The following is a 26,914-nucleotide window of genomic DNA, read 5'->3' as shown; positions in this document are numbered from 1 at the left end:
CTGCCTTCGGCATTCACCCCGGGATATTTCGGCCAACACGAAGAGAGGTGATTTTCGCCCCGGTCGAATATCCCGGGGGTCTCTCTGAAAGAGACGGGGACAGCGCCCCCTCTTACTTCTTCTTCGGACGGAAGGCTCTGATCCGGGCCGGATCGGTCTCGATATAGCCCGCGCCGATCAGGTCGAGGCAGTAGGGCACGGCGGCGAAGACCGCATCGAGGCAGGTCGCAATGGCCGAGGGTTTTCCCGGCACCATGATGATCAGCGATTTTCCCGCGATCCCTGCCGACTGGCGCGACAGAATGGCGGTCGGCACTTCGAGCAGGCTCGCGCGGCGCATTTCTTCGCCGAAGCCCGCGAGTTCCTTCTCGATCACGTCGAAGCAGCCCTCGGGCGTCTCGTCGCGCGGCGCGGGACCGGTGCCGCCGGTGATCAGGATCAGATCGGCTTCCGCCTCGACCAGCTCGCGCAGCTTTGCCGCGACGCTCTCGCGCCCATCGGGGATGATGTGACGCTCGATCTCCAGCGGCGAGGTGACCACGCCGCGGAGATAGTCCTCGCAGCCCGGACCGCCCTTGTCCTCGTATTCGCCCCGGGACGCGCGGTCGGAGACGGTGACGATGGCGGCCTTGGGCTGCGAAAAACTCATTTCTTCACTCGCGCGTTGCGGGTTGCGATCAGCTTCAGGCGCAGCGCGTTGAGCTGGATGAAGCCCGCCGCGTCTTTCTGATCGTAGGCACCTGCGTCCTCCTCGAAGGTCACATGGGCCTCGGAATAGAGCGAATAATCCGACCAGCGCGCCACGGTCCGGGCCGCGCCCTTGAAGAGCATCAGCTTCACCGTGCCGGTGACATATTCCTGCGTCTTGTCGATCAGCGCCTGCAGCGCCTCACGCTCGGGCGAGAACCAGAAGCCGTTATAGATCAGCTCGGCATAGCGCGGCATGATCGAATCCTTCAGGTGGCCTGCGCCGCTGTCGAGCGTGATCTGCTCGATGCCGCGGTGGGCCTCCAGCAGGATCGTGCCGCCGGGAGTCTCGTAGACGCCGCGCGACTTCATGCCGACGAAGCGGTTCTCGACGAAATCGAGACGGCCGATGCCGTGCTTTTTGCCGTATTCGTTCAGCTTGGTGAGGATTGTCGCGGGCGACATCGCCTCGCCGTTGATCGAGACCGCGTCACCCTTCTCGAAACCGATCTCGATATATTCGGGCTCGTTCGGAGCCTGCGTGATCGGATCGTCGGTGCGCTGGTAGACGTAATCGGGCGCCATATCTGCCGGGTCTTCCAGCACCTTCCCCTCGGACGAGGTGTGCAGCAGGTTCGCATCGACCGAGAAAGGCGCTTCGCCGCGCTTGTCCTTTGCGATCGGGATCTGGTTGGCCTCGGCGAATTCCAAGAGTTTGGTGCGCGAGGACAGATCCCATTCGCGCCACGGCGCGATCACCTTGATCGACGGGTCGAGCGCATAGGCCGACAGCTCGAAGCGGACCTGATCGTTGCCCTTGCCGGTCGCACCATGCGCCACCGCATCGGCGCCGTGCTGATGCGCGATCTCGACGAGATGCTTGGAGATCAGCGGGCGCGCGATCGAGGTGCCCAGCAGATAGAGCCCCTCGTAGACCGCATTGGCGCGGAACATCGGGAAGACGAAATCGCGGACGAATTCCTCGCGCGCGTCGAGAATATGGATGTTCTCCGGCTTGATGCCGAGCATCTCTGCCTTCTTGCGCGCCGGCTCGAGTTCCTCGCCTTGGCCGAGATCGGCGGTGTAGGTGATGACCTCGCAGCCGTATTCGGTCTGCAGCCATTTCAGGATGATCGAGGTATCGAGGCCGCCCGAATAGGCAAGCACGACTTTCTTGGGCGCGGACATACGGCATCTCCCGGTTTTCTTGTTCCGCGACGGAATAGAAGCTTTTTTTCCAATGAACAAGGGCCGCCCCGAAGGACGGCCCTTTCGCATCGGCTTTAAGCGAGATCAGCTCTCGGTGGACGGATCCACGAGCGGATCGGTGGTTTCCCCGGTCGCGGCGAGATCGCCTTCGACGGTGCCGTCCCCGGTCGTGCCGTCGCCGGTCGCCACATCACCATCGGCGGGCGGCTTTGCCGTCGCGGTCTCCGGCGGGGGCAGGTCAAGCAGTTGGTGCAGATAGGCGAGCGCCTCGGGCGAAAGCTCGCGACCGTTCGAGGCGGCGAGAAGCGCATCGTTTTCGTTCGTAGCGGAGTTCGCGATCTCGGTTTCCAGATCGGTGACCTTCTGCTGCGCAGCGGCCAGATCGGCCTCATAGGTCGTCGCTGCCGCCAGTTCTTCCTCCAGCGGCGCGAGCTGCGCATCATAGCCCTCCGCCTCGGGGTCAAGCTCATCGATCGCTACCTGGATATCCTCCACGCTGCGGACATCCTGCGATTCAAGTGCCGCCAGCGCATCCTGCGCGTCAGTCAGGTTCTGCTCGGCCTCGGCCGCAGACAGAACCGTGTCGCGATAGGCTGCAATCCGACCCACCTGGCTGTTCGGCGAGGCGTTGGCGAGCGCTGTCGCGCTGGCATGGGCGGCATTCAGGCCTTTCAGTTCGGAGGCCAGCGCGCCGTGATTGCGCAGCTCATCCTCGCTCAGACTCGGCTTGCCGTTCGGACGCGGCGACTCGTTGACCGCGTATTCGGTCGGGGTGGTCGAGCGTTTCTTCGTCGCGGTCGTACCGCGCGACGCCGTCTTCACGGTGGAGCGGCTGCTGTGTTGCGACTTGTTGTTAAGTTTGCCGGAGAAGAGATCGTCGAGGAATTTCGCCGGGCCGCCGCCATGCGTGGCAGCTTTGCCGGAATTGCCCGGGCTCGTGGGACGCCCGGCCGATGCGGATTTGCCCGCCGCGCCGGATTTGCCGCCCGCGTGGCCGTTGCCGCCCCCGTTGCCGCCGCCATGGCCACCGCCATTGCCGCCACCGTTCCCACCGCCATTGCCGTTCTTGGCAAACGCGGCATCCGCGCCGGTGAAATGGCTGGTCGCCACCGGGGCGACGACGAAGCTCGCCGCGACAAGGGCGACGATCGAAGTTTTTCTCAGGCGCATGCGGCCCTCCTCTTTTTGTTGCTCGCGACACGTTTTCAGCACGAATACCGTCGAAAGTGGGCAAAAAAGCGGCGGCCTTTGCAAAATGCGCAAAGCTTCGCCCAAAGCGCCCCCGGGTTGCGCGTAGTCCCGCCGAACGGCCTTCCCCCTTGCAAGAGCGGTGCAGCTTCGTCATGGCTTTCCTTATGAGTGAGTTCGCCCTTTCCGCCCAAGCCGCCACCCGCGCGCTGCGTGCGCTCTTCGAGCCGACGCCGCTGCAACTCAATGCGCATTTGTCGAAACGCTTCGAGGCGGAGGTCTGGCTCAAGCGCGAGGACCTGACGCCGGTGCGCTCCTACAAGATTCGTGGTGCCTTCACCGCCATGCGGAAATTGCGCGAACGCGACCCGTCGGCGGCGCATTTCGTCTGCGCGAGCGCCGGAAACCATGCGCAGGGCGTGGCCTTCGCCTGTCGGCATTTCGGGGTGAAAGGCACGATCTTCATGCCGGTCACGACGCCGCAGCAGAAGATCGACAAGACCAAGACCTTTGGTGGCGATGCGGTCGAGATCGTTCTGACCGGCGACTATTTCGACGACACGCTCGCCTCGGCGCAGGAATTTTGCCGCGACGCCGGAGCGCATTTCCTCGCCCCGTTCGACGATCCGGATGTGATCGAGGGACAGGCCTCGGTCGGGGTGGAGATCCTCGACCAACTGGGCGGCGCGCCGGATATGGTAATCCTGCCCGTGGGCGGCGGGGGCTTGGCCGCGGGCGTCACCGGCTATCTTCGCGCGACCGCCCCCGGGACGGAATTCCGCTTCGTCGAGCCCTTGGGCGGTGCGAGCCTGACCGCAGCGGTCAAGGCGCATGAACCCGTGACGATTTCGCAGGTGAACAGTTTTGTCGACGGTGCCGCAGTCGCCCGGATCGGCGCGCGCCCCTTTGCGGAGCTTGGCTGGGTCACGCCCGAGCAAGTCCATCTTGCGCCGGAGGATCGCATTTGCATCACGATGCTCGAGATGCTCAATGTCGAAGGCGTCGTATTGGAACCCGCCGGCGCGATGTCGGTCGATATTCTCCCGGAACTGGCCGATACGATCCGCGGCAAGCGCGTGGTCTGCGTGACCTCGGGCGGCAATTTCGATTTCGAGCGGCTGCCGGAAGTGCGCGAACGCGCCCAGCGCTATTCGGGCCTGAAGAAGTATTTCATCCTTCGCCTGCCGCAACGGCCCGGTGCCCTGAAGGATTTCCTTCAGATGCTTGGCCCCGACGACGACATCGCGCGCTTCGAATACCTGAAGAAGTCGGCGCGGAATTTCGGCTCGGTCCTGATCGGGATCGAGACCAAACGCGCCGAGAACTTCACAGAGCTCTTCGCTAAGCTCGACGCCGAGGGCTTCGTTTGGCGCGACATCACCGAAGACGAGACCTTGGCCGAGTTTCTTATTTAACGCCTCCTTTCCGATAGGCCGCCCATCATATGGGGGCGTTAGATTTTCGTTGTCCTTGCACTGCGCCGCATTGATGCGTCCGCAGTTCGATAGTTACGGCCCCGCTTCGGTAGCCGAACCAATTTTCGAACTCTGGCCGTAACCACGCTTGTGATCTTCCGTTCTGCGCAATGCAGCGCTTGCGCGATCTACCTGGCACCTTACCTATGCGGCCGGGGTGAATTCCGATAGCCGCCCCATGAATTGCAGTTTGGACAAGCTGTAGGTCTCGCGGATCGCGCCCAGATCGACCTCCGCGGAGCGTCCGGCGGCCGCCATGCGCTCTCCTTTCTGACAGGCACCGCCGAAATCGCGAAAACCAAGATTCCAGGCAGAGCCTTTCAGGAAGTGCAGGTCTTCTTCGACCCGATCGGGGCGCCCGCCAAGCGCCATCACGACGGCCTCGACCTCGTCGAGAAATAGATCCACGACCTCGGAAAAGCCCTCTGCGCCTATTTCAGAGCGCAATTCCTGTACCCGTTCCCAATCAATCATCGCGCCCTCCAGGCCAATCGATCCGACACCACCCGACGCTGACCATAGGGCCGCACCGTTTCGATTTTCTTAACGCCTGAGCCGGCCGGTTTTCACCGAATCTTAGGGAATCTGCGGTTTCAATGGTTGCAGAGGTTTCGGATGATGCAGATGGCGCAAAGACACGAGGTTCCCGTTGGCGCGAGCCGACCACCCTTGGCGGGCACGACGCGGCACGTTCTGGTCGTAGACGACAGCCGGATGCAGCGCCGCATTCTGTCGGCGCAATTGGCGCGCTCCGGCTATCAGGTGAGCGAGGCTGAAAGTGCGGAAGAGGCAATCGCGATCTGCGCCCAGTGCGAGCCGGATATCGTGATCTCGGACTGGATGATGTCGGGGATGAGCGGCCCCGAATTCTGCCGTATCTTCCGCGACTTGCCGCGACGCAGCTACGGCTATTTCATCCTTCTGACCACCAAGGCCGAGAAGACGGACGTCACGCGCGGTTTGGAAAGCGGGGCCGACGATTTCCTCTCGAAACCAGTCAACGGAGAGGAGCTTCGCGCAAGGCTCAGCGCGGGAACCCGCATTCTCAAGATGCAAGAGGAACTGACCGAGAAGAACCGACTGCTACGCGCGGCGCAGGAGGTGATCGACCGCGACCTGCAGGAGGCACGCAAGCTACAGCAGAGCTTGGTGCGGGTACGTCACGCACAGTTCGAAGCGGCGGAGGTCTCGTTGCTCTTGCGACCGGCGGGCCATGTCGGCGGCGACCTCGTCGGGTACTTTCCAATCAACGAACGCCGGGTCGGCCTTTACGGCATCGACGTGTCGGGACATGGCATTACCTCGGCTCTGATGATGGCACGGATTGCGGGCTACTTCTCCGCCGCCGCCCCCAGCCAGAACCTCGCAATCTACCGTAACGAACAGGGTGAATTGCGCGGCCGACGCCCGGCGGACCTTGCGCGACATCTCAACGAGCTCGTGCTGAGCGAGATGAACACCGAAACATATTTCACGCTAATCTATGCCGATATCGACCTGCGCACCGGCAAGGCGGCACTGGTGCAGGCCGGGCACCCCTATCCGGTCCTGCAACGGCGCAACGGTACGGTGGAGTTTCTCGGGGAGGGGGGACTACCGATTGGTCTGATCGAAGGCGCCACCTACGAAACCTTCACCGTTCAACTGACCCCCGGAGACAGGCTGGTTCTGGTCTCGGACGGAATCACCGAAGCCTGTGACCGAGACGGCGAGATGATCGATCAGACCCGACTGGCCCGGATGCTCCGCAAGTTTTCCGGGATGGCGGGCCCAGCGCTGCTGGATGCGATATATCGCGAAACCGAGCAGTTCGCCGAGGGCGAAATCGCGGACGATGTCTCGGCGGGCGTTCTGGAATTTCACGGCCCCGGCAGCACCGCGCGACGATCGGTGCTCGTTTCGGATAATGGCGACTGTGACCCGATTGCAGAAACGACAGGAGGATGAACCACCGCAACTAAGCTCCCACCGAATGAAACGACCCCTATTTTTCAGCGGCGAAGCACCCGCCGGAAAAACGCGCGCTCGCCTTCATTTGCAAGCAAACCGAGCGCCTCCTCGGGATCGGCCCAATGCGCCGTATGAAACGGCTCCGGCGGGAGGCCGCGCTTCAAAACCGGGCGCGCCAGCCAGATCGAACACAGCTTCTCCGCCCAGAACTCGTATTCGGGCATGTAGGTGAAACGCCGATAGGCCCCAACGCGGCGCAACCCGGTGATCGCCCAACCGGTCTCTTCGAAGACCTCACGGTGCAGCGCTTCGATCGGCCCCTCGCCCGGATCGATCCCGCCGCCCGGCAATTGAAACTCCGGCACGGGATGGGACTGATGGGTCAGAAGCACCCTGCCGTCGCGGATCAGGATCGCGTAGGCACCGGGGCGCAAACGATACCGCTGACCGGATTTCACCCGCTCTCCGAACCTCGCGATCATGTGCTCTCCCTTGGGTCTGCGGTTGCCGCGCCTATATTGGGGCTGTATGGCAGGCTCCGCGCTGCCCGAAAACCCCTCTGAGCCTCTCAGGAGCACCATGTCCAAGTTATCCCAAATCGCATGGGACGATACAGTTCTGCCGTTTCAGCTCGACCGCTCTGACATCCGCGGCCGGGTTGCCCGCCTCGACGGCGTGCTAGACACCGTCCTGTCGCAACATGATTACCCCCGCGCGGTCGAAATGCTGGTGGCCGAAGCCGCCCTTCTGACCGCGCTGATCGGCCAGACTGTCAAACTGCGCTGGAAGCTGTCGCTGCAAATCCGCGGCAACGGCCCGATCCGCATCATCGCCACCGACTACTACGCCCCCGAGAAGGAGGGCGCGCCCGCCCGCATCCGCGCATGGGCGAGCTTCGATGACGAGAAGCTCGATCCCAAGGCCGACCCGTTCGAACAGATCGGGCAGGGCTATTTCGCGATCCTGATCGATCAGGGCAAAGGCACGACCCCCTATCAGGGTATCACGCCGCTGACCGAGGGCTCGCTGCGCGCCTGCGCCGAGGCGTATTTCGCGCAATCCGAGCAGCTGCCCACGCGGTTCTCGCTGTCCTTCGGGCGCTCGATCCTGCCCGGTCAGGGCGAAAGCTGGCGCGCGGGCGGCGTGATGCTGCAGCATATGCCCCCAGCCTCGCCCTTCGCCGCCCAGGAAGGCTCGGGCGATCAGGGCCTGCTGACCGCCGACGACATCCTCGATGGCGAGGAAGGCGAGAACTGGGCCCGCGCCAATATCCTGCTCGACACGGTCGAGGATATGGAGCTGATCGGCCCGACCGTGCAGCCGACCGAGTTGCTGGTGCGCCTGTTCCACGAAGAGCGGCCGCGCGTCTTCGATCCGCAGCGGGTGGAGTTCGGCTGCACCTGTTCGGCCGATCGCGTGCGTCAGTCGCTCGCGATCTACTCGGCGCGCGACATCGCGCATATGACCACCGATGAGGGTACGGTCACCGCGGACTGCCAGTTCTGCGGCGCGCATTACATTTTCGATCCGCTGACGCTTGGCTTCGAGGCGCAGAAGAACCCCGACGGGTCGCTGCGCGAAGCGGGAGGCGAGGGAACGAATGAGTGATCCGCTCGCCCCGGTTCTGGACGCCTTGGCGCGACCGGGGCGGCCCTCTTCGGATTACGATCTGAACCCGGAAGTGATCCTGCCCGAGGGACGCAAGCTGCGGCCCGCGGGCGTTCTCGTCGCCTTCGATACGTTCGGGCCGGAGCCGCGTCTGCATCTGACGAAGCGCAGCTCGCATCTGCGCCACCATCCCGGCCAGATCGCCTTTCCCGGCGGCAAGGTGGATCCCGATGACGAAGGCCCGGTCGGCGCGGCGCTGCGCGAGGCGCAGGAAGAGATCGGCCTGCCTCTTGACCATGTCGAGGTGCTGGGCACGTTCGCTCCCCATGAGACGGTGACGTCCTTTCTGGTGACGCCGGTGCTCGCGCGCATCCATACCCCGTTCGAGGTCATCCCCGAAGCGGGCGAGGTGGCCGAGGCGTTCACCGTGCCGCTGTCGCATATCACGCCCGAGAATTTCCGCGTCGAGTCGCGCCGGTGGCGCGGCACGCGGCGCAGCTATTTCGTGGCGCCTTACGGGCCCTATTACATCTGGGGCGCCACCGCGCGTATATTGCGCTCATTGGCGGACCGGATGGCGGGATGAGACTGACCGGAGACTGGATCGAGGCAGAGCCGACCCAACGCGTGCTGAAGATGCTCGAAGAGGGCGGGCATCAGGCGCTTTTGGTGGGCGGCTGCGTGCGCAACAGCGCCTTGGGCGCGCCGGTCAACGATATCGACATCGCCAGCGATGCGCGGCCCGAACGGGTGATCGAACTTGCGAAGGCGGCCGGGCTGAAGCCGGTGCCGACCGGGGTCGATCATGGCACGGTCACGGTGGTCGCCGACGGGCATCCGCATGAGGTCACCACCTTCCGCCGCGATGTGGAGACGCATGGGCGGCACGCCACGGTCGCGTTTTCCGACGACATCGCGGAGGACGCGGCGCGGCGCGATTTCACGATGAACGCGCTTTATGCGCGCTCAGACGGCACGGTTCTCGACCCGCTCGGCACGGGGCTGGAGGATCTGGCGGCGCGTCATGTGCGCTTCGTCGGCGAGGCCGAAGAACGCATCCGCGAGGATTACCTGCGTATCCTGCGCTTCTTCCGGTTTACCGCGTGGTATGGGCACGATCTCGACCCTGACGGGCTGGCCGCCTGTGCCGCGAATACCGCTGGAATAGAGACGCTTTCGCGCGAACGCCTTGGCGGCGAGATGCTCAAATTGCTGGCCGCACCCGATCCCGTTCACGCTGTGGCGGCGATGGCGCAATGCGGGGTTCTGACGGCCGTGCTGCCCGGCGCTGATGCGACCGCACTCGGGCCGCTCGTGCATCTCGAAGATCGCCCAGCGGATCCGATCCGCAGGCTGGAAGCGATTGGCGGCGAGGACGTGGCCGAGCGGCTGCGTCTGTCGAAGAAGGACACACGGCAGCTCGAGGCCCTGCGCGCCTCGCTGTCCGACAGCGACGACCCGGCTGTCCTCGGCTATCGGCTCGGCGCCGACACTGGGGCCGATGCGTTTTTGCTGCGCCATGCGCTGATGGGGCAGGAAATGCCGGAGGGCTGGCAAAACAGGGTCTATTTCGGCGCGAAACAGCAATTTCCGGTGCAAGCGCGGGATCTGATGCCCCGCTATGAGGGCAAGGCTCTGGGCGATACGCTGAAGACGCTCGAGGCGCGCTGGATCGACTCCGGTTTCACGCTGACGCGCGAGGATTTGCTCGCCGCGCTTTGAACCGCGCCGCAATCGACTATATCGGGAGAGGAAAGAGAGACCCATGTTCGATCCCTTCTCCCCCGCCGAAGGCGCCCCGCCGCGCCAGCTTGGCGCCTTCTTCCGCTGGTGCCTCAAGGGCAGCTGGGGCGCGATTGCCGTGGCCAGCTTCGGCACGACCATCGCCGGCGTGATGGAAGTCGTCTCGGCCTGGCTTCTGGGACAGGTGATCGACGCTGCACTGAACAGCGAACGGGCCGCAGTGATCGGGGCAAATGTCGGGCTTCTCGTCCTGTTCGTCGCGTTCTTCCTGCTGATCCGCCCTCTGACCTTCGGCATCAGTTCTGCCACCAACAACCTGCTGATCAGCCCCAACGTGATGCCGCTCGTACTTTCGCGGCTGCATCGCTGGACGATGGGCCAGTCGGTCACCTTCTTCGACAACGACTTCGCCGGCCGCATCGCGCAAAAGCAGATGCAGACCGCCCGTGCGGTAACCGACACGGTCACCGAGATCATCAACACCGGCCTCTTCGCGCTGGCCTCGATCGTCGGCTCTCTGATCGTTCTGGCCCAGATCGACCGCTGGGGGGCCGTGGGCCTCGTATTCTGGACCTTCGGGCTCTACCTGATCATCCGCCTCTTCCTGCCGCATATCCGCGGACGCTCGCGTGAGCGGGCGTCCGCCCGGGCGATGGTGACGGGGCAGGTCGTCGACACGGTCACCAATATCAAGACGGTAAAGCTGTTCGCCCATGCCGAGCACGAGGATCGCGCGGCGCTAGAGGCAATGCAGAAGTTCCGCCAGAAGACCTATTCCTTCGGCATGGTTCAGAGCCTCTATCGCGTGGTGCAGATGGCCTATGCCGGGATCGTTCCGGTGATGCTGGTCGGGGGCGCGATCTGGCTCTGGTCGCAGGGCGAGGCGACTGCGGGGGCCATTGCCACGTCGGGTGCCATCGCGATCCGGCTGTCGCAGATGTCGGGCTGGGTGAGCCAGGCGTTGATGTCCGTCTGGACCCATATCGGCGAGGCCGAAGACGGGATGCGGACGCTTGCCCATATGCATGACCTGACCGACGCGCCCGATGCCCGGACGTTGCGCCATGTCGAAGGCGAGATCCAGTTCGAAAATGTCGACTTCGCCTACGGCCGTCGCAGCGGCGGGATCGCGGATATCAACCTGACCATCGCGGATGGCGAGCGGATCGGGATCGTCGGGGCCTCGGGTGCAGGGAAATCGACGCTCGTTGCGTTGCTGCTAAGGCTCTATGACGCTGAAAAAGGGTCTATTCGGATCGACGGGCAAGATATTCGCGAGGTCACGCAGGAAAGCCTGCGCCGCAATATCGCGATGGTCACGCAGGAAACCGCGATGTTCAATCGCTCGGCGCGGGAGAACATCCTTTACGGCAAGCCCGACGCGACCGAGGAGGAGATGATCGCCGCCGCGAAACAGGCCGAGGCGGATCACTTCATCCGCGGCCTCGCCGATCACGAAGGCAATCGTGGCTACGACGCCAAGCTGGGCGAGCGTGGGGTGAAGCTGTCGGGCGGGCAGCGCCAGCGGATCGCCCTTGCGCGCGCCTTCCTGAAGAACGCGCCGATCCTTGTGCTGGACGAGGCGACCTCGGCACTCGACTCGGAAGTCGAGGCGCAAATCCAAACCGCCCTTCACCGGGTCATGGCGGGCAAGACCGTTCTGGCGATCGCGCACCGCCTCAGCACCATCGCCGAGATGGACCGGATCGTCGTGCTGGAGGAAGGGCGGATCGTCGAACAGGGCAGCCATGACGAATTGCTGGCGATGAACGGCCTCTACGCGCGCTACTGGGCGCGTCAGTCCGGGGGCTTCCTGACCTGCGACGACGCGGAGGATGCGGCGGAATAGGGTCTTTTCTGACCGACGCCACGCCGCTAGAGAATGCGCATGACCTATGAAATCGAGCGACTGTCCCTGCATGCCGACGGCGTGACCCATGGCCCCGAGGGGACCGTGCATGTCGCCATGGCGCTTCCCGGCGAAGTGGTCGAGGGCGAGGTGATCGACGGCCGCAGCGCTCAGCCGAAGATCGTGACGCCCTCGCCCGATCGCGTCAAAGCGCCCTGCCCGCATTACCGCTCCTGCGGGGCCTGCTCGATGCAGCACGCGTCGGAGGCGTTCACCGCAGAATGGAAAATGGACGTGGTACGTCAGGCGCTGACCGCGCGCGACCTGCCCGTGCCGGAGATGACCATCGCGACCTCGCCGCTGAATTCCCGCAGGCGGGCGACGCTGTCGGGGCGGCGCACCAAGAAAGGCACGCTGGTCGGCTTTCACGCCCGCGCCTCGGACACGGTCGTCGAGATTCCGAACTGCCTGATCCTGCGGCCCGAACTGCTGGCCGCGATACCGATGCTGCACGAGGCGACCGCGATCGCAGGCTCGCGCAAAGGCGAGATCGCTTTCACACTGACGCTTTCGGAGGCAGGTCTGGAACTCGCGGCACAGGGCGGTAAAGACCCTGATACGGCCCAATTCGAGGATTTGTCGGGGCTGGCGCATCGCCACGATCTCGCACGGCTCAGCTGGAACGGGCAGATCATCGCGGGGCGGCGGCCGGCGATCCAGCAATTCGGCAAAGCCAAGGTCGTGCCGCCGCCGGGTGCTTTCCTGCAAGCCACCCATCACGGCGAAGCGGTGCTGACCGCCTTCGCCAAGGCGGCGATTGGCGATGCGAAAAAGGTGGCCGATCTTTTCGCGGGCTGCGGGACGTTCTCTCTGCCGCTGGCCGAGCTTGCCGAAGTGCATGCGGTCGAAGGAGTCGCAGCGATGACCGAAGCGCTCGATCAGGGCTGGCGTCAGTCGCAGGGCCTGCACCGGGTCTCCACCGAGGCGCGCGACCTGTTCCGCCGACCGCTTCTGCCGGACGAACTGGCGAAGTTCGACGCGGTGTTGATCGATCCGCCGCGGGCGGGCGCGCAGGCCCAGATCGCCGAGATCGCGACCTCGAAGCTCAAGCGCCTCGTCCATGTCTCCTGCAATCCTGTGACCTTCGCGCGCGACGCCGAGACGCTGATCGCGGCGGGCTTCACGCTCGATAAACTACTGGTCGTGGATCAGTTCCGGTTTTCCGCTCATGTGGAGCTCGCGGCGCTTTTCACCCGCTAGATGCGAGGCCGAAAATCGGTTAGAAATGTGGCAAAACAGCAGCTTTCGAATACAGGCCGAACATGAATCGTCGAACCCTCCTCTTGGGCGGATGCGCCCTCGCAACGCTGGCCGCCTGCGGCGATTCCAGCAAATTCAAATCCTATAACGGCCCCGCCGTGACCCAGATCCAGCTCTTCAAGTCGCAGCGGATGATGTACCTGCTGCATGGCGACAAGGTGCTGGAAAGCTACAAGGTCGGCCTTGGCGGTGATCCTGTCGGACCGAAGCAATTCGAGGGTGACGGCAAGACGCCGGAAGGGCTCTATTACATCAACCGGCGCAATCCGAATTCTGCCTATTACCTGTCGATCGGAATCAGCTATCCGAACCCGCAGCAGGTGGCCTTCGCGGAGTCGCAGGGCAAGAAGCCGGGTGGCGACATCTTCATCCATGGCCGCGACGGCAAGAACAAGGGCAAGGGCCGAGACTGGACCGCTGGCTGCATTGCGGTGAAGGACAAGGAAATCCGCGACATCTACGCGATGGTCCGCGACGGAACGCCGATCTTCATCTTCCCCTGATTGCCCCCCGAAAATTACAAAGGGCCCCGCATGGGGCCCTTTTTTGCTTGCGGCGGGTCTTCGGCTCAGTTGCCGGTGACCATCGTCCACCAGATCTTGCCGGAGGGCTCCTGATACCACGAGAAGCCCATCTGGGTCGCCGCCGGGTTCAGGATCACGTCGCGCGTATCCGCGACCTTCATCCAAGCTGCGAGGGTCTCCATCTCGGTTTCGTAGGTCTCGGAGATATTCTCGCCCAGCACCTGCCCCGGATAGCCAGCACGCTGTGCCCGGGTCAGCGGCGAGGAGCCGTCGGAACCCCAGTGCCACGGGCGGTTCTGCGCGGCCATGTCCTTGGAATGCGCGAGTGCCGCCGTCGTCAGTGCGTCATTCAGCACCAGCGGCGCGGCCCCGCGCGCCGAGCGCAGGCTGTTCACAGATTCCAGCACACGCTGCGGGATCACCGAGCGGTCACTCGCGGTGATGTTGTAGACTTTCGGCAGCGGCAGGCCATCGGGGCCAAGCTTCGGCTGCGTGTCGGTCGGCTGGCAAGCTGCCAGAGCCACAGTCGCAGAGATCGCAAATACGGTAGCGCGCAACATCTTTGGTCAGTCCCTCGTTAAACCGTCAATCCGCATTACACGCTTGTACTCAGCCGCGCAAACCCCTCTGTCGATTTGCGGGCCGATCCCCGCCAGTTTGATTTGCCGCGGCCGTGCGATCACATTATATTTATCGCAATCGTCCCCGTCGCGAACCCGGAGCCTGAGATGTCACACACGCGCAAGCCCTTCGACCGCCGCGCCTTTCTCGGCGCCGCCGCCTGCCTTGGTGCGGGGCTCGCGCTGCCCGCCGGAGCGCAGACACCCGATGCCGGGCAGGAGCAGTTCGAGACCACGGCCTTCACCAATCAGCGGCGCAATATCTCGAGCTTCCAGAACCGCGACTGGCAGTCCTATTTCTCGAATTTGCGCAACGGCGCGATCCTCGTCGACACCCATTCGCGGGCGCTGCATTACTGGTCAGAGGATCGCTCGATCTACCGGCTCTACCCGACCTCGGTGCCGGTCTCCGAGGAACTCACCCGGCGCGGCCGCACCGAGGTGATCCGCAAGGTGAAGGGGCCGAGCTGGGCGCCGACGCCTTCGATGAAGAAGCGCAATCCGGAATGGCCCGATTACGTGCCACCGGGTCCGGACAACCCGCTGGGCACCCACGCGCTTTACCTATCGTGGCGCTATTACCGCATCCACGGCACCCATGACACGCGCAAGATCGGCCGTAAAAGCTCGAACGGCTGCATCGGGCTTTACAACGAACATATCCAGGAGCTGTTCGGCTTCGCGAAGATCGGAACGCAGGTGCTGCTGATCTGAGGCGCGCCGCTCGACCGACACGGAAAACCCCCGGCTCCGCGTAGGACCGGGGGCTATTCAATCTGCGTAGCGGTCAGTCGTGTCCACCCGTGGCGTGGGCGTGGTCGGACGCGCCGCCCGAGCCATCGCCCGAAGCATCGCCGGCTCCCGAACCGCCCGACAAGCCGTCGAGCTTGCCACGGGCGCTTTGCACCATGACGCCCAGCATCTCGTCTTCGCCGGGCGTGTCGACAGATTGCACGAGGTTTTCCTCGTGATTTTGCGAGTAAATCACGTCGTCTTCCGTCGCCCACGGATTTGCATGGCCGGCCCAGGACGCGCCAGCATGGAGAGCCGCCAGAGCGGCCAGTCCGATAGTCTTGATCATTCTCGTTCCTTTCTGCTCTGCGCGTCCCGATCGTTGCCGGTCCGCAGGATGCGCCTTCACAGCGCTCCCTTTCCCCAACGTCAGGAACATATAGGAAGAGAGCCCCACTAATCTGTGAGACAGGTCGTCGCAGATTGCGAAAGTCGTATCAGTCCAGCCAACCGGCGAGGTTTTCCTGCACGACGTCCATCAGCGCCTTGATGTGCAGATCGTCGTCGTTGAGGCAGGGGACATAGGTGAATTTCTCGCCGCCCGCATGCTCGAACGCCTCGCGGATTTCGCCGTTGATCTCCTCGAGCGTCTCGATGCAATCCGCGCTGAAGGCGGGCGAGATCACCGCGATATTCTTCTTCCCGGCCTTCGCCAGTTCCGCCACATGCTCGACGGTGTAGGGCTTGAGCCATTCCTCGGGGCCGAAGACCGACTGGAAGGTGGTGTCGATCCCGTCCTTGTCCCAGCCGAGCCGTTCGCGCAGCAGGCGCGAGGTCTTTTGGCACTGACAGTGGTAGGGGTCGCCCTCCATCAGGTAGCGCTTGGGCATCCCGTGATAGGACGCGACCAGCACGTCGGGCTTTTCGTCCAGCGTCGCATAGACCCGCTCCACCGATTGCGCGAGAGCGTCGATGTAGGAGGGTCTGTCGAAATATTCAGGCGCGACGCGGGCGGCGGGCTGGCGCTTCTGTTTCATCAGCGCGCGGAAGAACTGGTCGTTCGCGGTGGCCGAGGTTGCCCCTGCATATTGCGGATAAAGCGGCAGGAACAGGATCTTCTCGCAGCCTTGTTCGACCATCTTGTCGACCACCGACTGGGTCGAGGGGTTGCCGTAGCGCATGCAGTAATCGACGACGACTTCCTGCCCGTAGCGCGCCGAGACCGCATCGCGCAGCTTTGCGACCTGCTGCTTGGTAATCGTCATCAGCGGGCTTTCGTCGGCCTCGTTGTTCCAGATCGTTTTGTAGTTCGCGCCGGAGGTGAAAGGCCGCCGCGACAGGATGATCAGCTGCAGCAGCGGCTGCCACTTCCATGCCGGATAATCGATCACACGCCGGTCCGAGAGGAACTCGTTTAGATAGCGGCGCATCGACCAGTAATCGGTATTGTCCGGGGTTCCGAGGTTGGCGACGAGCAGACCGATCTTCGCTTCCTTGACGGGCGGATGATCGGCGGGGGCGTGGGCAAGGCGCGGATTTGCGGCGTTGGTCATCGTGTCACTGTCCTGTCGTCAATTATCGCGGAACTTCCACCCGACTTAACGGGTTTCCCGATCTGTGCCAATGCGGCCTATTCAACCGGGACAGGATCACTTACGGTCTTCACATGGCAATGGATGACATGACCGGGAAAAAACCGGCACCGCCCGCGCTCGACCCGTCACGGGACGCGCTGTTCCTCGATTTCGACGGATGTCTCGTGGATATCGCGCCGCGCCCGGACGCGGTGATCGTGCCGCGCGATCTGCCCGGCATCCTGACCGAGCTGTCAGAGGCGCTCGACGGCGCGCTCGCAGTCGTCTCGGGGCGGTCGCTGCACGAACTGGAACGGTTTCTCGAGGGCTTCGAAGGCCTGATGGTCGGATCGCACGGCTCGGAGGCGCGCGGGATGGAGCCGCCGATGGCCGAGGCGCCGCAGCATCTGGGCGCGGTGAAAGAGGATCTGGCGGGCTTCGCGCAGGAGCATGATCTCATCTTCGAGGACAAGAGCCACGGCGCCGCGATCCATTTCCGCTCCAACCCCGCCAAGCAGGGTCAGGTCGAAGCCTTCACCGAGGCGCTGACCGAGCGCTATGACGGCTTCATGATCCAGCCCGCGAAGATGGCCGTCGAAATCCGCCCCCAGGGGTTCTCGAAGGACGGCGCCTTGGCGATCCTGTCCGACCTCGTGCAGTTCGACGGGCGCAAGCCGGTCTATGCGGGCGACGACACGACGGACGAGCCCGCGCTGGCCTGGGCCGAGGAACATGGCGGCTTCGGAATCAAGGTCGGCGACGGAGAGAGCGTCGCACGCTATCACCTCGCCGCACCGACGAATGTGCGCGAGTGGCTGGCCGCCGCGTTGCGCGTTGAATGAGGAACGTCACATGGGTCGCCTGATCTGCATCTCGAACCGTATTCCGACCGGGGCCAATCCTTCGGGCGGGCTGGTCGTGGCGCTTGGCGATGTGCTGGAGGAGACCGGCGGCATCTGGATCGGCACCTCCGGCGAAATCGCGGAGAAGCCCGCCGCGGAGCTGCGCGAGATCGAGGGCGGGCCGTTCAGGCGCTACTGCTTCGATCTGACCCAGGAAGAGCAGGACAACTATTACGCGGGCTATTCCAATTCGGTCCTCTGGCCGCTGTTCCACGGGCGCGCCGATCTGATGGATATCCACCACCTCTATCTGGGCGTCTACAAGCAGGTGAATCGGCGGATCGCGAAGCTCGTGGCGCCGTTTCTCAAGCCCGACGACAGGATCTGGGTGCAGGATTACCACCTGCTGCCGCTGGCCTACGAGCTGCGCCTGATGGGCGCGACCAACCCGATCGGTTTCTTCCTTCACACGCCCTTCCCCGGGCCGACCGCGATGCAGGCGCTGCCCAACGGGCGCGAAGTCTGCCAGTGGATCGCGAATTACGACCTCGTGGGGCTGCAGGCAGAGCGCGACGTGCGGGCCTGCCTCCACTCGATGATCGAGATCGCCGGGGCTTCCGATCTGGGCGCGGGCTATGTGCATCTCTCGCCCCGCCAATGTCGGATCGCCGCCTTCCCGATTTCGATTGATGCGCGGGAATTCCAGGACCTGGCAGAGGCCGAGTTCGAGAACCTCCCCGCCGGGATCGTGAAGGATCATCGTCGGCTGGTGATAGGCGTCGACCGGCTGGATTATTCCAAGGGCGTTCCGCACCGCTTCCGCGCCTTCGGCGAATTTCTGGAGCGGCACGAGGATTGGCATCGCCACGTCTCGCTGCTGCAGATCTCACCGCCGACCCGCGAGGGCGTGCAGGCCTATGACGATATCCGCGAAGAGACCGAGCATCTCTCGGGCCGCATCAACGGCCAATTCGCAGACATCCAGTGGGTTCCGATCCGCTTCATCAACCGGGCGGTGCCGCGCGAGGTTCTGGCGGGGCTCTATCGCGCCTCGCATGTCGCGCTGGTGACGCCGCTGATGGACGGGATGAACCTCGTCGCGAAGGAGTTCATCGCAGCACAGAACCCCGACGATCCCGGCGTGCTGATGCTGTCGCAATTTGCCGGCGCGGCCGAGCAGATGGACGCGGCGCTGATGGTGAACCCGCATGATCCCGAACAGGTCGCGACCTCGATGCTGACTGCGCTGATGATGTCGCGCGGCGAGCGGCGGGAACGCTATCGGTCGCTGATGGAAGGGCTGACCACCTATGACGTGCATTGGTGGTCGAAGTCCTTCCTCGACGCGCTAGGCTGAGCCGGGCTTGTCGCCGCTCGGCCGCTCGGTCGTTCCAAGCGCATCTGCGAGCCGCTGCGCCGCCGATCCCGGGCGCAACGGTTTCTGCTGATCGGGATGCGGCTTCCAGCCGGTGAGCCAGACCATGTCGAAGGTCGCGCGCACCCGGCCATCGGGCTCCTGATAAGTTTCGATATAAAGACGCAACGCCTCGGTCAGCACATCGCGGCGCAGGAAGCGGCGATCACGGGCGGCGAGCGCATTGGTCTCGCCCATCGCGCGCAGGTCCGAAAGAAGGCGCAGCGGCGTCTCGTAGGTCACCTTGCGCGTCACCGCATCGGCGACCGGCAGCGCCAACCCGGCTCGCTGGATCAGCGCGCCGAGATCGCGGATTTCGCCCATCGGCACGATCCGCGGGCTCAAGCCTCCGGTGATCGTGGCTTCGGCCTGCGCCAGCGCAGCGCGCAGCTCGTTGAGCGTCTGGCCGCCGAACATCACGCCGATGAACAGCCCGTCGGGTTTCAGCGCACGCGACGCCTGCACCAGCTGTCCGACCGGATCGTTCGTCCAATGCAGACACAGCGCGTGAACCACGAGATCATGCGCGCCTTCCTCGAGATCGAGCACATCCGTATCGGCCACCACCTTCGCGTCGGGAAGGATTTCGAGCCAAGGTTCGGGAAAAGCGGAGATCAGGGCCGGCTCCGTAAAGGTCCTGTTAACCTCTAGCAGTCTTTCCTCGAGCTCAGCCGCCGCGTCCTCGTGCAGGAACAGTTCGGGCGCGCGGGCGGCGCGTTTCCTGTGGCGCTCGAGCGCCTCGCGGTCGGTCAGAAGGGGCGGCGTATCCATGGCAGACACCCTTAACGAGGTTCGGGGCCGGATGCTAGCGGCGGGACGTCTGGGATTGCGCGCCCTCTTCCCGCCGCGCTGCATCGCCTGCGGCGACGCGGTGGGCACCGATTTTGGCCTATGCAGCGCCTGCTGGTCGGATGCCACTTTCGCGCGCGGCACGGTCTGCGACGCCTGCGGTACGCCCCTGCCCGGAGAAAGCGAGACCGCGATCCTTTGCGACGACTGCCTCACCCATCCGCGCCCATGGGCGCAGGGCCGCACGGTGATGCATTACTCTGGCACCGGGCGCGATCTGGTACTGGCGCTGAAACATGGCGACCGGCTCGATCTGGTGCCGCCGCTGACCGACTGGATGGCACGCGCCGCCGCGCCGCTTCTGACACCCGACACGCTGATCGCGCCGATCCCGCTGCATCGGCTGCGACTGCTGCGACGACGCTACAACCAAGCGGCGGAACTCGCGCGCGCGCTGGCCCGGCGCACCGGGCACGCCTATTGCGCCGATCTCTTCACCCGCACCCGCGCCACCGCGAGCCAGAAAGGCAAAAGCCGCGAGGAGCGCCGCACCAATCTCGACGGTGCGATCACCGTCGCGCCGCGCCGCGCCGCGCTGCTGCAGGGGCACCCGCTTCTCATCGTCGATGACGTGATGACTTCGGGGGCCACGCTTTCCGCTGCAACGGAGGCGGCGCGAAATGCCGGGGCAGAGCAGATCTGCGCTGTGACACTGGCACGCGTTGCGAAGGCGCCCTAAATCCCTATAGTCTCGCAGACCAAAGGGAATACACTATGAAACGCGTCGAAATCTACGTCACCAGCACCTGCCCCTTCTGCATCCGGGCCAAGCGCCTGTTGGACAAGAAGGGCATCTCCTACGAGGAAACCGATGTGGGCCGCGAGCCGCAACTGCGCGCCGCGATGACCCAACGTGCCAATGGCCGCCGGACCGTCCCGCAGATCTTCATCGGCGGCGAGCCGATCGGCGGCTGCGACGAGCTGCATGCGCTCGAACATTCGGGCAAGCTCGATCAGATGCTGGCGGGCTGACAATGAAGGCGGCGCTCGTTCAGCTTTCGGTCACGGATGATCCGGCACGGAACCTGCCGGTCACGATCGATTTCATCCGCGATGCCGCGTCGAAAGGCGCGCAACTGATCGCGACGCCCGAGTGCACCAACCTGATCTCGTCGGATCGCGCGCATCAGAACGCGGTCCTGCAGCACGAGCATCACGATCCGACGCTGGAGGCGCTTTGCAACGAGGCAGAGCGCCTCGGCGTCTATATCCTGATTGGCTCGCTCTGCCTGAAATCCGGAGACGATGCGCGCTTCGCCAATCGCTCCTTCCTGATCGGGCGCAAGGGCAATATCAAAGCCCGCTACGACAAGATCCACATGTTCGACGTGGATGTGTCCGAGACCGAACGCTACCGCGAATCCGAAGCCTACCGGCCCGGGCGCGAGGCGGTTCTGGGCGCCACGAAATACGCCCAGCTGGGCCTGTCGGTCTGCTACGATCTGCGCTTCCCGCATCTCTACCGGACGCTGGCGCAGGCCGGGGCGCAGGTGCTGACGATCCCGGCGGCGTTCAACGACACGACCGGGGCCGCCCATTGGGAGGTTCTGGTACGTGCCCGCGCGATCGAGAATACCTGCTTCGTGCTCGCGCCCGCGCAATGCGGAACCCATGCCGCGCATGGCGGTCGACCGCGCCGGACCTGGGGCCATTCGCTGGCGGTCGATCCGTGGGGCAAGGTGCTGGCCGATGGCGGCACCGAGCCCGGCGTGACGCTCGTTGATCTCGATCTCGACCAGGTGGACGCGGTGCGCTCGCGGCTGCGCTCCTTGTTCCATGACCGGAGCTTCGACGGACCGTGAGCACCTTGCCCGAGAACGATCCGCTCGCCGCGACGCTGTTCGCCGAGGTCTTCATGGCCGATCAACTGGCGCGCAACGTGGTGAGCCGCGCCCTGCCGAAGGGTATGGAAATCTCGCATTTCTCGGTGCTTAACCTGCTGGCCCATATCAACGAGGAACGCACGCCCGCCCAACTGGCCGAGGCGCTGCATGTCACCCGCGGTGCGATGACCAACACGCTCGCCAAGCTGGAATGGGCGGGCCATGTGCATATCCGGCCCGACTGGGACGATGCGCGGCGCAAATGGGTCTCGCTCTCGCCCTCGGGACGGCGCGCGCGTGATGCCGCGCTGGCCTCGCTGATGCCGATCATCGGGGGGATCGTGCGCGACCTCGGTCCCGAAAAGGTCCGAGCCACCCTGCCGGTGCTCCGCGAATTGCGCGCCCGCCTCGGTCAGGCCTGAACGGATCGGGGGCTCTGCCCCTCTGGCCTGCGGCCATTCACCCCGGGATATTTCCGCCAAGCCGAAATCCGGATTTTCGCTCTTCTTCAAATACCCTAGGGGAGCGCGGTACGCTTGGGGGCAGAGCTCCCTTTTCCCTTTTGATTGTCGCCCTCCGGCGACGGCGGCGGAGCCTCCTTTCAACGTTACGAAAACGAAAAGACCCCGCCGTTTCGCACGGCGGGGCAAGGCGCGTGCCGAGGAGCGGTCCTCAGGCACCGGCGGTAACTTCTAATTCTTGGAAGAGGGCGGAGCCTCAGTTCATCTCGGCGCGGATCTGCTGGCGCAGCAGGTCGATCGGGACCTGTTTGCCGTCGCGCTTGAACGTCCAGTAGGTCCATCCGTTGCAGGAGGGCGCGCCTTCGAGATGGGCACCGACCTGATGGATCGAGCCTTTCACGTCGTCGCCGATCAGCGTGCCGTCGGCGCGGACCTTCGCCTTGTGGCGACCGTTGAGCGAGTAGAGCTCCTCGCCCGGGCGCAGCATCCCGCGTTCGACCAGCTGGCCGAAGGGCACCCGCGGCTCGGCGCGTTTCGAGGTGGAAACCTCCAGAGCTTCCTTGTCAAACTTGCGGATCTTGGCGAGGCGCTTGAGCGCGACTTCGCGATAGGCTTCCTCGCGTTCGATGCCGATGAAATCGCGGCCCAGCATCTTCGCCACGGCGCCGGTCGTGCCGGTGCCGAAGAACGGGTCGAGGATCACGTCGCCGGGGTTGGTGGTGCCGACGAGCACGCGGTGCAGCAGCGCCTCGGGCTTTTGGGTCGGGTGGGCTTTCTCACCGTTCGAATCCTTCAGACGCTCGCCGCCATTGCAGATCGGGATCACCCAGTCGGAGCGCATCTGCACCCCTTCGTTGAGCGATTTCAGCGCTTCGTAATTGAAGGTGTATTTCGCGCCTTCGGATTTCGACGCCCAGATCAGCGTCTCATGCGCGTTCGTCAGGCGCTTGCCGCGGAAGTTCGGCATCGGGTTCGATTTGCGCCACACGACGTCGTTCAGAATCCAGAAGCCTTGGTTCTGCAGCTCTGCGCCCATGCGAAACACGTTGTGATAGGAGCCGATCACCCACATCGCGCCGTTCGGCTTAAGGATGCGGCGTGCGGCCTTCAGCCATTCGCGGGTGAAGTTGTCGTAATGCGCGAAGGAGCCGAACTGGTCCCACGCGTCATCGACCGCGTCGACCTTGGAATTATCGGGGCGATGCAGGTCGCCGCGCAACTGTAGGTTGTAGGGTGGATCGGCGAAGATCAGGTCTACACTGTCCTCGGGCAGCGAGTTCATCATCTCGATGCAATCGCCTGCGAGAATTTCGTTCAGGGGCAGTGCATTGCGCACCACCGGAGTCTTGGTCTTTGCCATTTTTAGCCTCTTAACTGCCCGCCTCAGGGCCCAATATCTGGGTGCCGGCTTTGTGCCGATCTATGGCTATAAAAATGAGTCAAAGCCGATTCATCGTCAATTTCTTTTTTGAATCAAGGGCTTATATAATTCGCTTGGCACAAGATATTGTGGACCGGCTTGAAGCTTCGTCTATGAACGGGGGTAACCCCTAAATCTAGAAGCGCCTGCAGATGATCCTTCGTCGCGTAGCCCGCATTTCGTTCCCAGCCGTAGCCAGGATACTGTTGCGCCAAATCCACCATGAGCAAATCGCGGGCCTCTTTCGCGAGGATCGAGGCCGCCGCGATCGACAGGCAGCGCGCGTCGCCCTTCACGATCGGCTCGCAGGAAAGTTGCAGATCGGACGGCACGCGGTTGCCATCGACGAGGACGTGATCGGCGATCCGGGCGAGGCCTGTGACCGCCCGGCACATCGCGAGATGCGAGGCGTGATAGATATTAAGCTCGTCGATCTCCTCGACGCTGGCATGGGCCACGCAGAACTCGGCGCAGTCCATGATCCGGGCCGCCAGATCGGCGCGGCGCTTCGCGCTGAGCTTCTTCGAATCGTTGAGCCCCTCGGGAATGCAGGCTGGATCGAGAATTACCGCGGCAGCGGTGACGGGCCCGCAAAGCGGTCCGCGGCCGACTTCGTCCACGCCCGCGACGACAATCAGGCCGCGCGCGAAGGCGGCTTCTTCGAAGGAAAAGTCAGGTGAGTCTGCCATGCGTTGGGAATGCCCCGAACCGGCAGGTCTGTTCAATGAAAAAGCGGGGACCCGAAGGCCCCCGCACTGCTCGACGACGCTCTTCTTGGCGTCTGCCGCATGTCTTAACGCCGGCGGAGACGGATACCGCGATCCTCCAGGCAGTTGCTGCCGTAGACTTTCTCGACCCCGTGACGCCCGGTGCGCATCGTGAAGGCGCAGTTGGCGGGCAGCGTACGCTCGGTGCGGCGGTCGAGGCAGGAGGCGGAAACCACCTCGCCCCAGCCGCGGCGGGTCTTCACGCGTTGCACGCATTCCGCAGGCAGGTAGATGCGGTCTCGGTCATGGCGATAGCGGTCGTGGTCGTAGCGTTCCTGCGCGCGCTTGCGGCGGGCTTCGGCGGCGCGACGCTCGCGCTCACGGCGTTCACGCTCCAGTCGGCGCTGCCGGTCCTGCCAGCTTTCATAGCGCGGCTGCGCCTTCTTCGCCTTGTGGTCGTTCTTGTTCATACCGTCGAGCAGCAACGCGGCGGCACCGACCCCAAGCAGGATGGTTAGCGCCTGACGGTCCTTCTTGCCCAGCGCGGCGGCGGGCGTGGCACTGATCGCGACGGAGCCCAGCGCGAGGGCGAGGGCGGTGATGGCGGCGGTGGCCTTGGTCTTGAGGCTCATGGCTTCGGTCCTTTCACTCGGCAGCCCGAAGGCCGCGTGACGTCGATGAACCGAGATTGGGCCGGGGGTCGAAAGTCAGGCAATAACGGCCCCCTGCTATCGGATAACAGACCGGCCAACCCCCTTTGGCTATTGAATAACACGGGCATTGCGCGCAGCGTGTTCCACATGAAACATGCAGTCCTCATATTGGCGTTTCTCGCCTCTGCCTCGGCCGCGCAGGCCGAGTGCTATGCCGACTACAAGGCCAAGCGCGACAACCCGTTGCAGCTGCAATACGGGGTTGCGCAGGTCTCGGACTCGGCCTGTTCGAAAAAGGCGGCGGCGCGCGAATTGGCGCCGAAGCTGAAAGCCGATGGGTGGACCTTGCTGACGGTTCTCTCCACATTCGGCCCCGATGGCTTGGAGCAAAGGAAGGCCAGTGCCGGACAATATTACCTCCGTTACTGACAGTTTGCGATTGGGCTCGCGCGCAGTCGTGGGCGGGATCGTCGCCGTGGTTGCGATTCTCGCGGTCGCTGCGGTGCTACTATTCGCGAACCTGCCGAATGCGGATGCGTTCAACGCGCGAGTCGAGCAGATCTTCGTGCAAAACGACAACCTGACCTCGCAGGCCGAAATCAAACTGCTGGAGGTGCTCGCGCAATCGGGCACCGCGTTCTCTGATGTGCTGGCGAATTACCGGGTAATCATCTTCATCCTGCTGATCTTCGCCGCCGCGTTGCTGATCGCGACGATCGTCTTCCTGCTGCTGCTGATCGCGCTGAACAAGCGCATGACCGAGATCCGCCGCGCCGGGATCGAGGTGCAGAGCCTGCGCATCCTGCGCGGCGAAAACGCGGTGATGCTCAATGATATGGGCTTCACACTGACCCCGGCCGCGATCGAGACGCTGTCTGTTCTGGCCGAGGCGCGGATGGATGACGACATCCTCACCGGCGCGCAGATCGAGGCGATGATCTCGGGCCGCGACGAGGCCGATTGCGACGAGGCGGCGGGCGCCACGCGGATCAAACGGCTGCGCGACAGCCTCGGAAATCAGCTCGTCAGCGAGCTTCTGGTGCGCAACATTTCCCGCAAAGGCTATGCGCTTAGCGTGGCCAAGGATGCGATCCGAGTCGACTGATCCGGTTGCGCCACTGTCACATGGGCCCTATATCGCAGGGTCTGTTGACCTGCGGGGGAGCCATGTCCGATACGCCCTTCTACCTTATCGACGAGGCCCGACTGCGCGAGAACATGCGCAAAATCGAGCGTCTGCGCGAACGTTCCGGCGCGAAAGCTCTGCTGGCGCTAAAATGTTTCGCGACGTGGTCGGCCTTCGACATCATGAAGCCCTACATGGATGGCACGACCTCCAGTTCGCTGTTCGAGCTCCATCTGGGGCGTGAGAAATTCGGCAAGGAAACCCATGCCTATTCGGTCGCCTGGGCCGATCACGAGATCGACGAGGCCATCGGGTATGCCGACAAGATCATCTTCAACTCGCTGAGCCAGCTGGATCGCTTTGGCGAGAAGGCGGCGCATATCGAGCGTGGCCTGCGCCTGAACCCGCGATTTTCGACCTCCGGTTTCGATCTGGCGGACCCGGCGCGGCCGTTCTCGCGTCTGGGCGAATGGGATGCCGAGCGGCTCGAGGCGGCGATGGATCGCATCTCGGGCGTGATGATCCACTACAATTGCGAGAACGCCGATTTCGCGCTGTTCGACCATCAGCTTTCGCGGATCGAAGCCGAGTTCGGCGATATTCTGAAGCGCCTGAAATGGGTCAGCCTTGGTGGCGGCATCCATTTCACCGGCGAAGATTACCCGCTCGACGATCTGGCCGACCGGTTGAAGAAATTCTCCGAAGATTTCGACGTGCAGGTCTATCTCGAGCCTGGCGAGGCCTCCATCACGCAGAGTGCCTCGCTCGAAGTCACGGTGCTCGACATTCTCGACAACGGCAAGAAGATCGCCATCGTCGACAGCAGCATCGAGGCGCATATGCTCGACCTGCTGATCTATCGCGAGACTGCGAAGCTGCCGCAACAGGGCGAATACGAATACCAGATCGCCGGAAAAACCTGCCTCGCGGGCGACATCTTCGGAGAGGCGCGGTTCGACAAACCGCTCGAAATCGGCGACCGTATCTCGATTGCCGATGCCGCCGGTTACACGATGGTCAAGAAGAACTGGTTCAACGGCGTTGCCATGCCTGCTATCGCCATCCGCCGCGAAAATGGGAACATCGACCGGATTCGCGACTTCACCTATGAGGATTATCGCGCCTCATTGTCCTGAGGGC

At 63.9% G+C, this 26,914-nt stretch carries 30 protein-coding genes; 18 read left to right on the top strand and 12 right to left on the bottom strand.

Annotated elements, in window-relative coordinates; translation table 11 throughout:
* Positions 1–112: 112 nt before the first annotated feature.
* From mog to B6V76_RS12520, 3 genes are all read right to left on the bottom strand, one after another.
* Complete coding sequence (mog, locus tag B6V76_RS12530) at positions 113–649, bottom strand: molybdopterin adenylyltransferase (protein ID WP_088727582.1); 537 nt, start codon at positions 647–649, stop codon at positions 113–115.
* Complete coding sequence (locus B6V76_RS12525) at positions 646–1,875, bottom strand: argininosuccinate synthase (protein ID WP_075775222.1); 1,230 nt, start codon at positions 1,873–1,875, stop codon at positions 646–648. Before B6V76_RS12525 ends, mog begins: the two co-directional genes overlap by 4 nt.
* Before the next feature lie 105 nt (positions 1,876–1,980).
* A complete protein-coding gene (locus B6V76_RS12520) occupies positions 1,981–3,066 on the bottom strand; it encodes a hypothetical protein (RefSeq protein ID WP_088727581.1) in 1,086 nt (361 codons plus the stop codon).
* Positions 3,067–3,251: 185 nt separating this feature from the next.
* Between B6V76_RS12520 and ilvA the strand changes: the two genes are divergently transcribed.
* On the top strand, positions 3,252–4,499 hold the full coding sequence (ilvA, locus tag B6V76_RS12515; RefSeq protein ID WP_075775456.1) for a threonine ammonia-lyase IlvA: 1,248 nt from the start codon (positions 3,252–3,254) through the stop codon (positions 4,497–4,499).
* Between the two features lie 204 nt (positions 4,500–4,703).
* Here the strand turns inward: ilvA and B6V76_RS12510 are convergent, their stop codons facing one another.
* Entirely contained in the window at positions 4,704–5,033 is a 330-nt protein-coding gene (locus B6V76_RS12510; protein ID WP_075775220.1) for a histidine kinase, read from the bottom strand.
* Positions 5,034–5,183: 150 nt separating this feature from the next.
* On the opposite strand from B6V76_RS12510, the gene B6V76_RS12505 reads away from it, so the two are divergent.
* Entirely contained in the window at positions 5,184–6,506 is a 1,323-nt protein-coding gene (locus tag B6V76_RS12505; protein WP_088727696.1) for a SpoIIE family protein phosphatase, read from the top strand.
* Positions 6,507–6,550: 44 nt separating this feature from the next.
* On the opposite strand, the gene B6V76_RS12500 is transcribed toward B6V76_RS12505, so the two are convergent.
* Positions 6,551–6,991, bottom strand: a complete 441-nt coding sequence (locus B6V76_RS12500) for an NUDIX hydrolase (RefSeq protein WP_088723180.1) — start codon at positions 6,989–6,991, stop codon at positions 6,551–6,553.
* 97 nt (positions 6,992–7,088) lie between these two features.
* Here B6V76_RS12500 and B6V76_RS12495 point away from each other — a divergent pair, with 97 nt between their 5' ends.
* From B6V76_RS12495 to B6V76_RS12470, 6 genes are all read left to right on the top strand, one after another.
* On the top strand, positions 7,089–8,117 hold the full coding sequence (locus B6V76_RS12495; RefSeq protein WP_088727580.1) for an Hsp33 family molecular chaperone HslO: 1,029 nt from the start codon (positions 7,089–7,091) through the stop codon (positions 8,115–8,117).
* Entirely contained in the window at positions 8,110–8,703 is a 594-nt protein-coding gene (locus tag B6V76_RS12490; protein WP_088723181.1) for a CoA pyrophosphatase, read from the top strand. Before B6V76_RS12495 ends, B6V76_RS12490 begins: the two co-directional genes overlap by 8 nt.
* Positions 8,700–9,839 carry a CCA tRNA nucleotidyltransferase gene (locus tag B6V76_RS12485; protein ID WP_088727579.1) on the top strand — a complete coding sequence of 380 codons (1,140 nt, stop codon included), beginning with the start codon at positions 8,700–8,702 and terminating at the stop codon, positions 9,837–9,839. The genes B6V76_RS12490 and B6V76_RS12485 overlap by 4 nt, the downstream gene beginning before the upstream one ends.
* A 43-nt stretch (positions 9,840–9,882) precedes the next feature.
* Positions 9,883–11,709, top strand: a complete 1,827-nt coding sequence (locus B6V76_RS12480) for an ABC transporter ATP-binding protein (RefSeq protein ID WP_075775214.1) — start codon at positions 9,883–9,885, stop codon at positions 11,707–11,709.
* A 39-nt stretch (positions 11,710–11,748) separates the two neighbouring features.
* Positions 11,749–12,969 (top strand): class I SAM-dependent RNA methyltransferase, encoded by a 1,221-nt coding sequence (locus B6V76_RS12475; protein WP_088727578.1) that lies wholly within the window; start codon positions 11,749–11,751, stop codon positions 12,967–12,969.
* Positions 12,970–13,031: 62 nt separating this feature from the next.
* The gene (locus B6V76_RS12470; protein WP_075775212.1) at positions 13,032–13,532 is read left to right on the top strand and encodes a L,D-transpeptidase family protein; all 501 of its coding nucleotides are present in this window, start codon (positions 13,032–13,034) and stop codon (positions 13,530–13,532) included.
* Positions 13,533–13,597: 65 nt separating this feature from the next.
* Here B6V76_RS12470 and B6V76_RS12465 read toward each other — a convergent pair whose 3' ends face one another.
* Complete coding sequence (locus tag B6V76_RS12465) at positions 13,598–14,113, bottom strand: CAP domain-containing protein (protein ID WP_075775211.1); 516 nt, start codon at positions 14,111–14,113, stop codon at positions 13,598–13,600.
* A gap of 168 nt (positions 14,114–14,281) precedes the next feature.
* Here B6V76_RS12465 and B6V76_RS12460 point away from each other — a divergent pair, with 168 nt between their 5' ends.
* Positions 14,282–14,887, top strand: a complete 606-nt coding sequence (locus tag B6V76_RS12460) for a L,D-transpeptidase (RefSeq protein WP_075775210.1) — start codon at positions 14,282–14,284, stop codon at positions 14,885–14,887.
* A gap of 73 nt (positions 14,888–14,960) precedes the next feature.
* Here B6V76_RS12460 and B6V76_RS12455 read toward each other — a convergent pair whose 3' ends face one another.
* Together B6V76_RS12455 and hemH are read right to left on the bottom strand one after the other, a co-directional pair.
* Complete coding sequence (locus B6V76_RS12455; RefSeq protein ID WP_088727577.1) at positions 14,961–15,254, bottom strand: hypothetical protein; 294 nt, start codon at positions 15,252–15,254, stop codon at positions 14,961–14,963.
* A 148-nt stretch (positions 15,255–15,402) separates the two neighbouring features.
* Entirely contained in the window at positions 15,403–16,458 is a 1,056-nt protein-coding gene (gene hemH / locus B6V76_RS12450; RefSeq protein WP_075775208.1) for a ferrochelatase, read from the bottom strand.
* A 113-nt stretch (positions 16,459–16,571) separates the two neighbouring features.
* Here hemH and otsB point away from each other — a divergent pair, with 113 nt between their 5' ends.
* Positions 16,572–17,321: a trehalose-phosphatase gene (otsB, locus tag B6V76_RS12445; RefSeq protein WP_088727576.1), complete on the top strand. Its 750-nt coding sequence runs from the start codon at positions 16,572–16,574 to the stop codon at positions 17,319–17,321.
* A 10-nt stretch (positions 17,322–17,331) separates the two neighbouring features.
* Positions 17,332–18,678, top strand: coding sequence for a trehalose-6-phosphate synthase (locus B6V76_RS12440; RefSeq protein ID WP_075775207.1), 1,347 nt, complete (start codon positions 17,332–17,334; stop codon positions 18,676–18,678).
* Here the strand turns inward: B6V76_RS12440 and B6V76_RS12435 are convergent.
* Entirely contained in the window at positions 18,670–19,506 is an 837-nt protein-coding gene (locus B6V76_RS12435; RefSeq protein WP_088727575.1) for a methyltransferase domain-containing protein, read from the bottom strand. The two genes, B6V76_RS12440 and B6V76_RS12435, sit on opposite strands and share 9 nt — an antisense overlap.
* Between B6V76_RS12435 and B6V76_RS12430 the strand changes: the two genes are divergently transcribed.
* Genes B6V76_RS12430 through B6V76_RS12415 form a run of 4 tightly spaced genes read left to right on the top strand, consistent with a single transcriptional unit; the run spans position 19,505 to position 21,829 of the window.
* Positions 19,505–20,263, top strand: coding sequence for a ComF family protein (locus B6V76_RS12430; protein ID WP_240497856.1), 759 nt, complete (start codon positions 19,505–19,507; stop codon positions 20,261–20,263). The genes B6V76_RS12435 and B6V76_RS12430 overlap by 2 nt on opposite strands.
* Positions 20,264–20,298: 35 nt before the next feature.
* The gene (grxC, locus tag B6V76_RS12425) at positions 20,299–20,556 is read left to right on the top strand and encodes a glutaredoxin 3 (protein ID WP_088725254.1); all 258 of its coding nucleotides are present in this window, start codon (positions 20,299–20,301) and stop codon (positions 20,554–20,556) included.
* 2 nt (positions 20,557–20,558) lie between these two features.
* On the top strand, positions 20,559–21,386 hold the full coding sequence (locus B6V76_RS12420) for a carbon-nitrogen hydrolase family protein (protein ID WP_075775203.1): 828 nt from the start codon (positions 20,559–20,561) through the stop codon (positions 21,384–21,386).
* 53 nt (positions 21,387–21,439) lie between these two features.
* The gene (locus B6V76_RS12415; RefSeq protein WP_075775454.1) at positions 21,440–21,829 is read left to right on the top strand and encodes a MarR family transcriptional regulator; all 390 of its coding nucleotides are present in this window, start codon (positions 21,440–21,442) and stop codon (positions 21,827–21,829) included.
* Positions 21,830–22,124: 295 nt separating this feature from the next.
* On the opposite strand, the gene B6V76_RS12410 is transcribed toward B6V76_RS12415, so the two are convergent.
* The 3 genes from B6V76_RS12410 to B6V76_RS12400 form a co-directional block, all read right to left on the bottom strand.
* The gene (locus tag B6V76_RS12410) at positions 22,125–23,228 is read right to left on the bottom strand and encodes a site-specific DNA-methyltransferase (RefSeq protein ID WP_075775202.1); all 1,104 of its coding nucleotides are present in this window, start codon (positions 23,226–23,228) and stop codon (positions 22,125–22,127) included.
* Positions 23,229–23,341: 113 nt separating this feature from the next.
* Positions 23,342–23,977: a ribonuclease HII gene (locus B6V76_RS12405; RefSeq protein WP_088727573.1), complete on the bottom strand. Its 636-nt coding sequence runs from the start codon at positions 23,975–23,977 to the stop codon at positions 23,342–23,344.
* A gap of 104 nt (positions 23,978–24,081) precedes the next feature.
* Positions 24,082–24,627, bottom strand: a complete 546-nt coding sequence (locus B6V76_RS12400) for a hypothetical protein (protein ID WP_075775200.1) — start codon at positions 24,625–24,627, stop codon at positions 24,082–24,084.
* Positions 24,628–24,795: 168 nt separating this feature from the next.
* Between B6V76_RS12400 and B6V76_RS12395 the strand changes: the two genes are divergently transcribed.
* The 3 genes from B6V76_RS12395 to nspC all read left to right on the top strand — a co-directional run bounded on the left by B6V76_RS12395 (position 24,796) and on the right by nspC (position 26,910).
* Positions 24,796–25,077, top strand: coding sequence for a hypothetical protein (locus B6V76_RS12395; protein ID WP_088719907.1), 282 nt, complete (start codon positions 24,796–24,798; stop codon positions 25,075–25,077).
* Positions 25,049–25,753, top strand: coding sequence for a helix-turn-helix domain-containing protein (locus B6V76_RS12390; RefSeq protein WP_240496957.1), 705 nt, complete (start codon positions 25,049–25,051; stop codon positions 25,751–25,753). The genes B6V76_RS12395 and B6V76_RS12390 overlap by 29 nt, the downstream gene beginning before the upstream one ends.
* 62 nt (positions 25,754–25,815) lie before the next feature.
* Positions 25,816–26,910, top strand: coding sequence for a carboxynorspermidine decarboxylase (gene nspC, locus B6V76_RS12385; protein WP_075775198.1), 1,095 nt, complete (start codon positions 25,816–25,818; stop codon positions 26,908–26,910).
* Positions 26,911–26,914 lie beyond the last annotated feature (4 nt).

This window comes from Thioclava sp. IC9 (assembly GCF_002213225.1).
In the GTDB taxonomy this organism is placed as follows: Bacteria; Pseudomonadota; Alphaproteobacteria; order Rhodobacterales; family Rhodobacteraceae; genus Thioclava; species Thioclava nitratireducens.
This window is presented reverse-complemented; position numbering and strand designations above follow the sequence as displayed.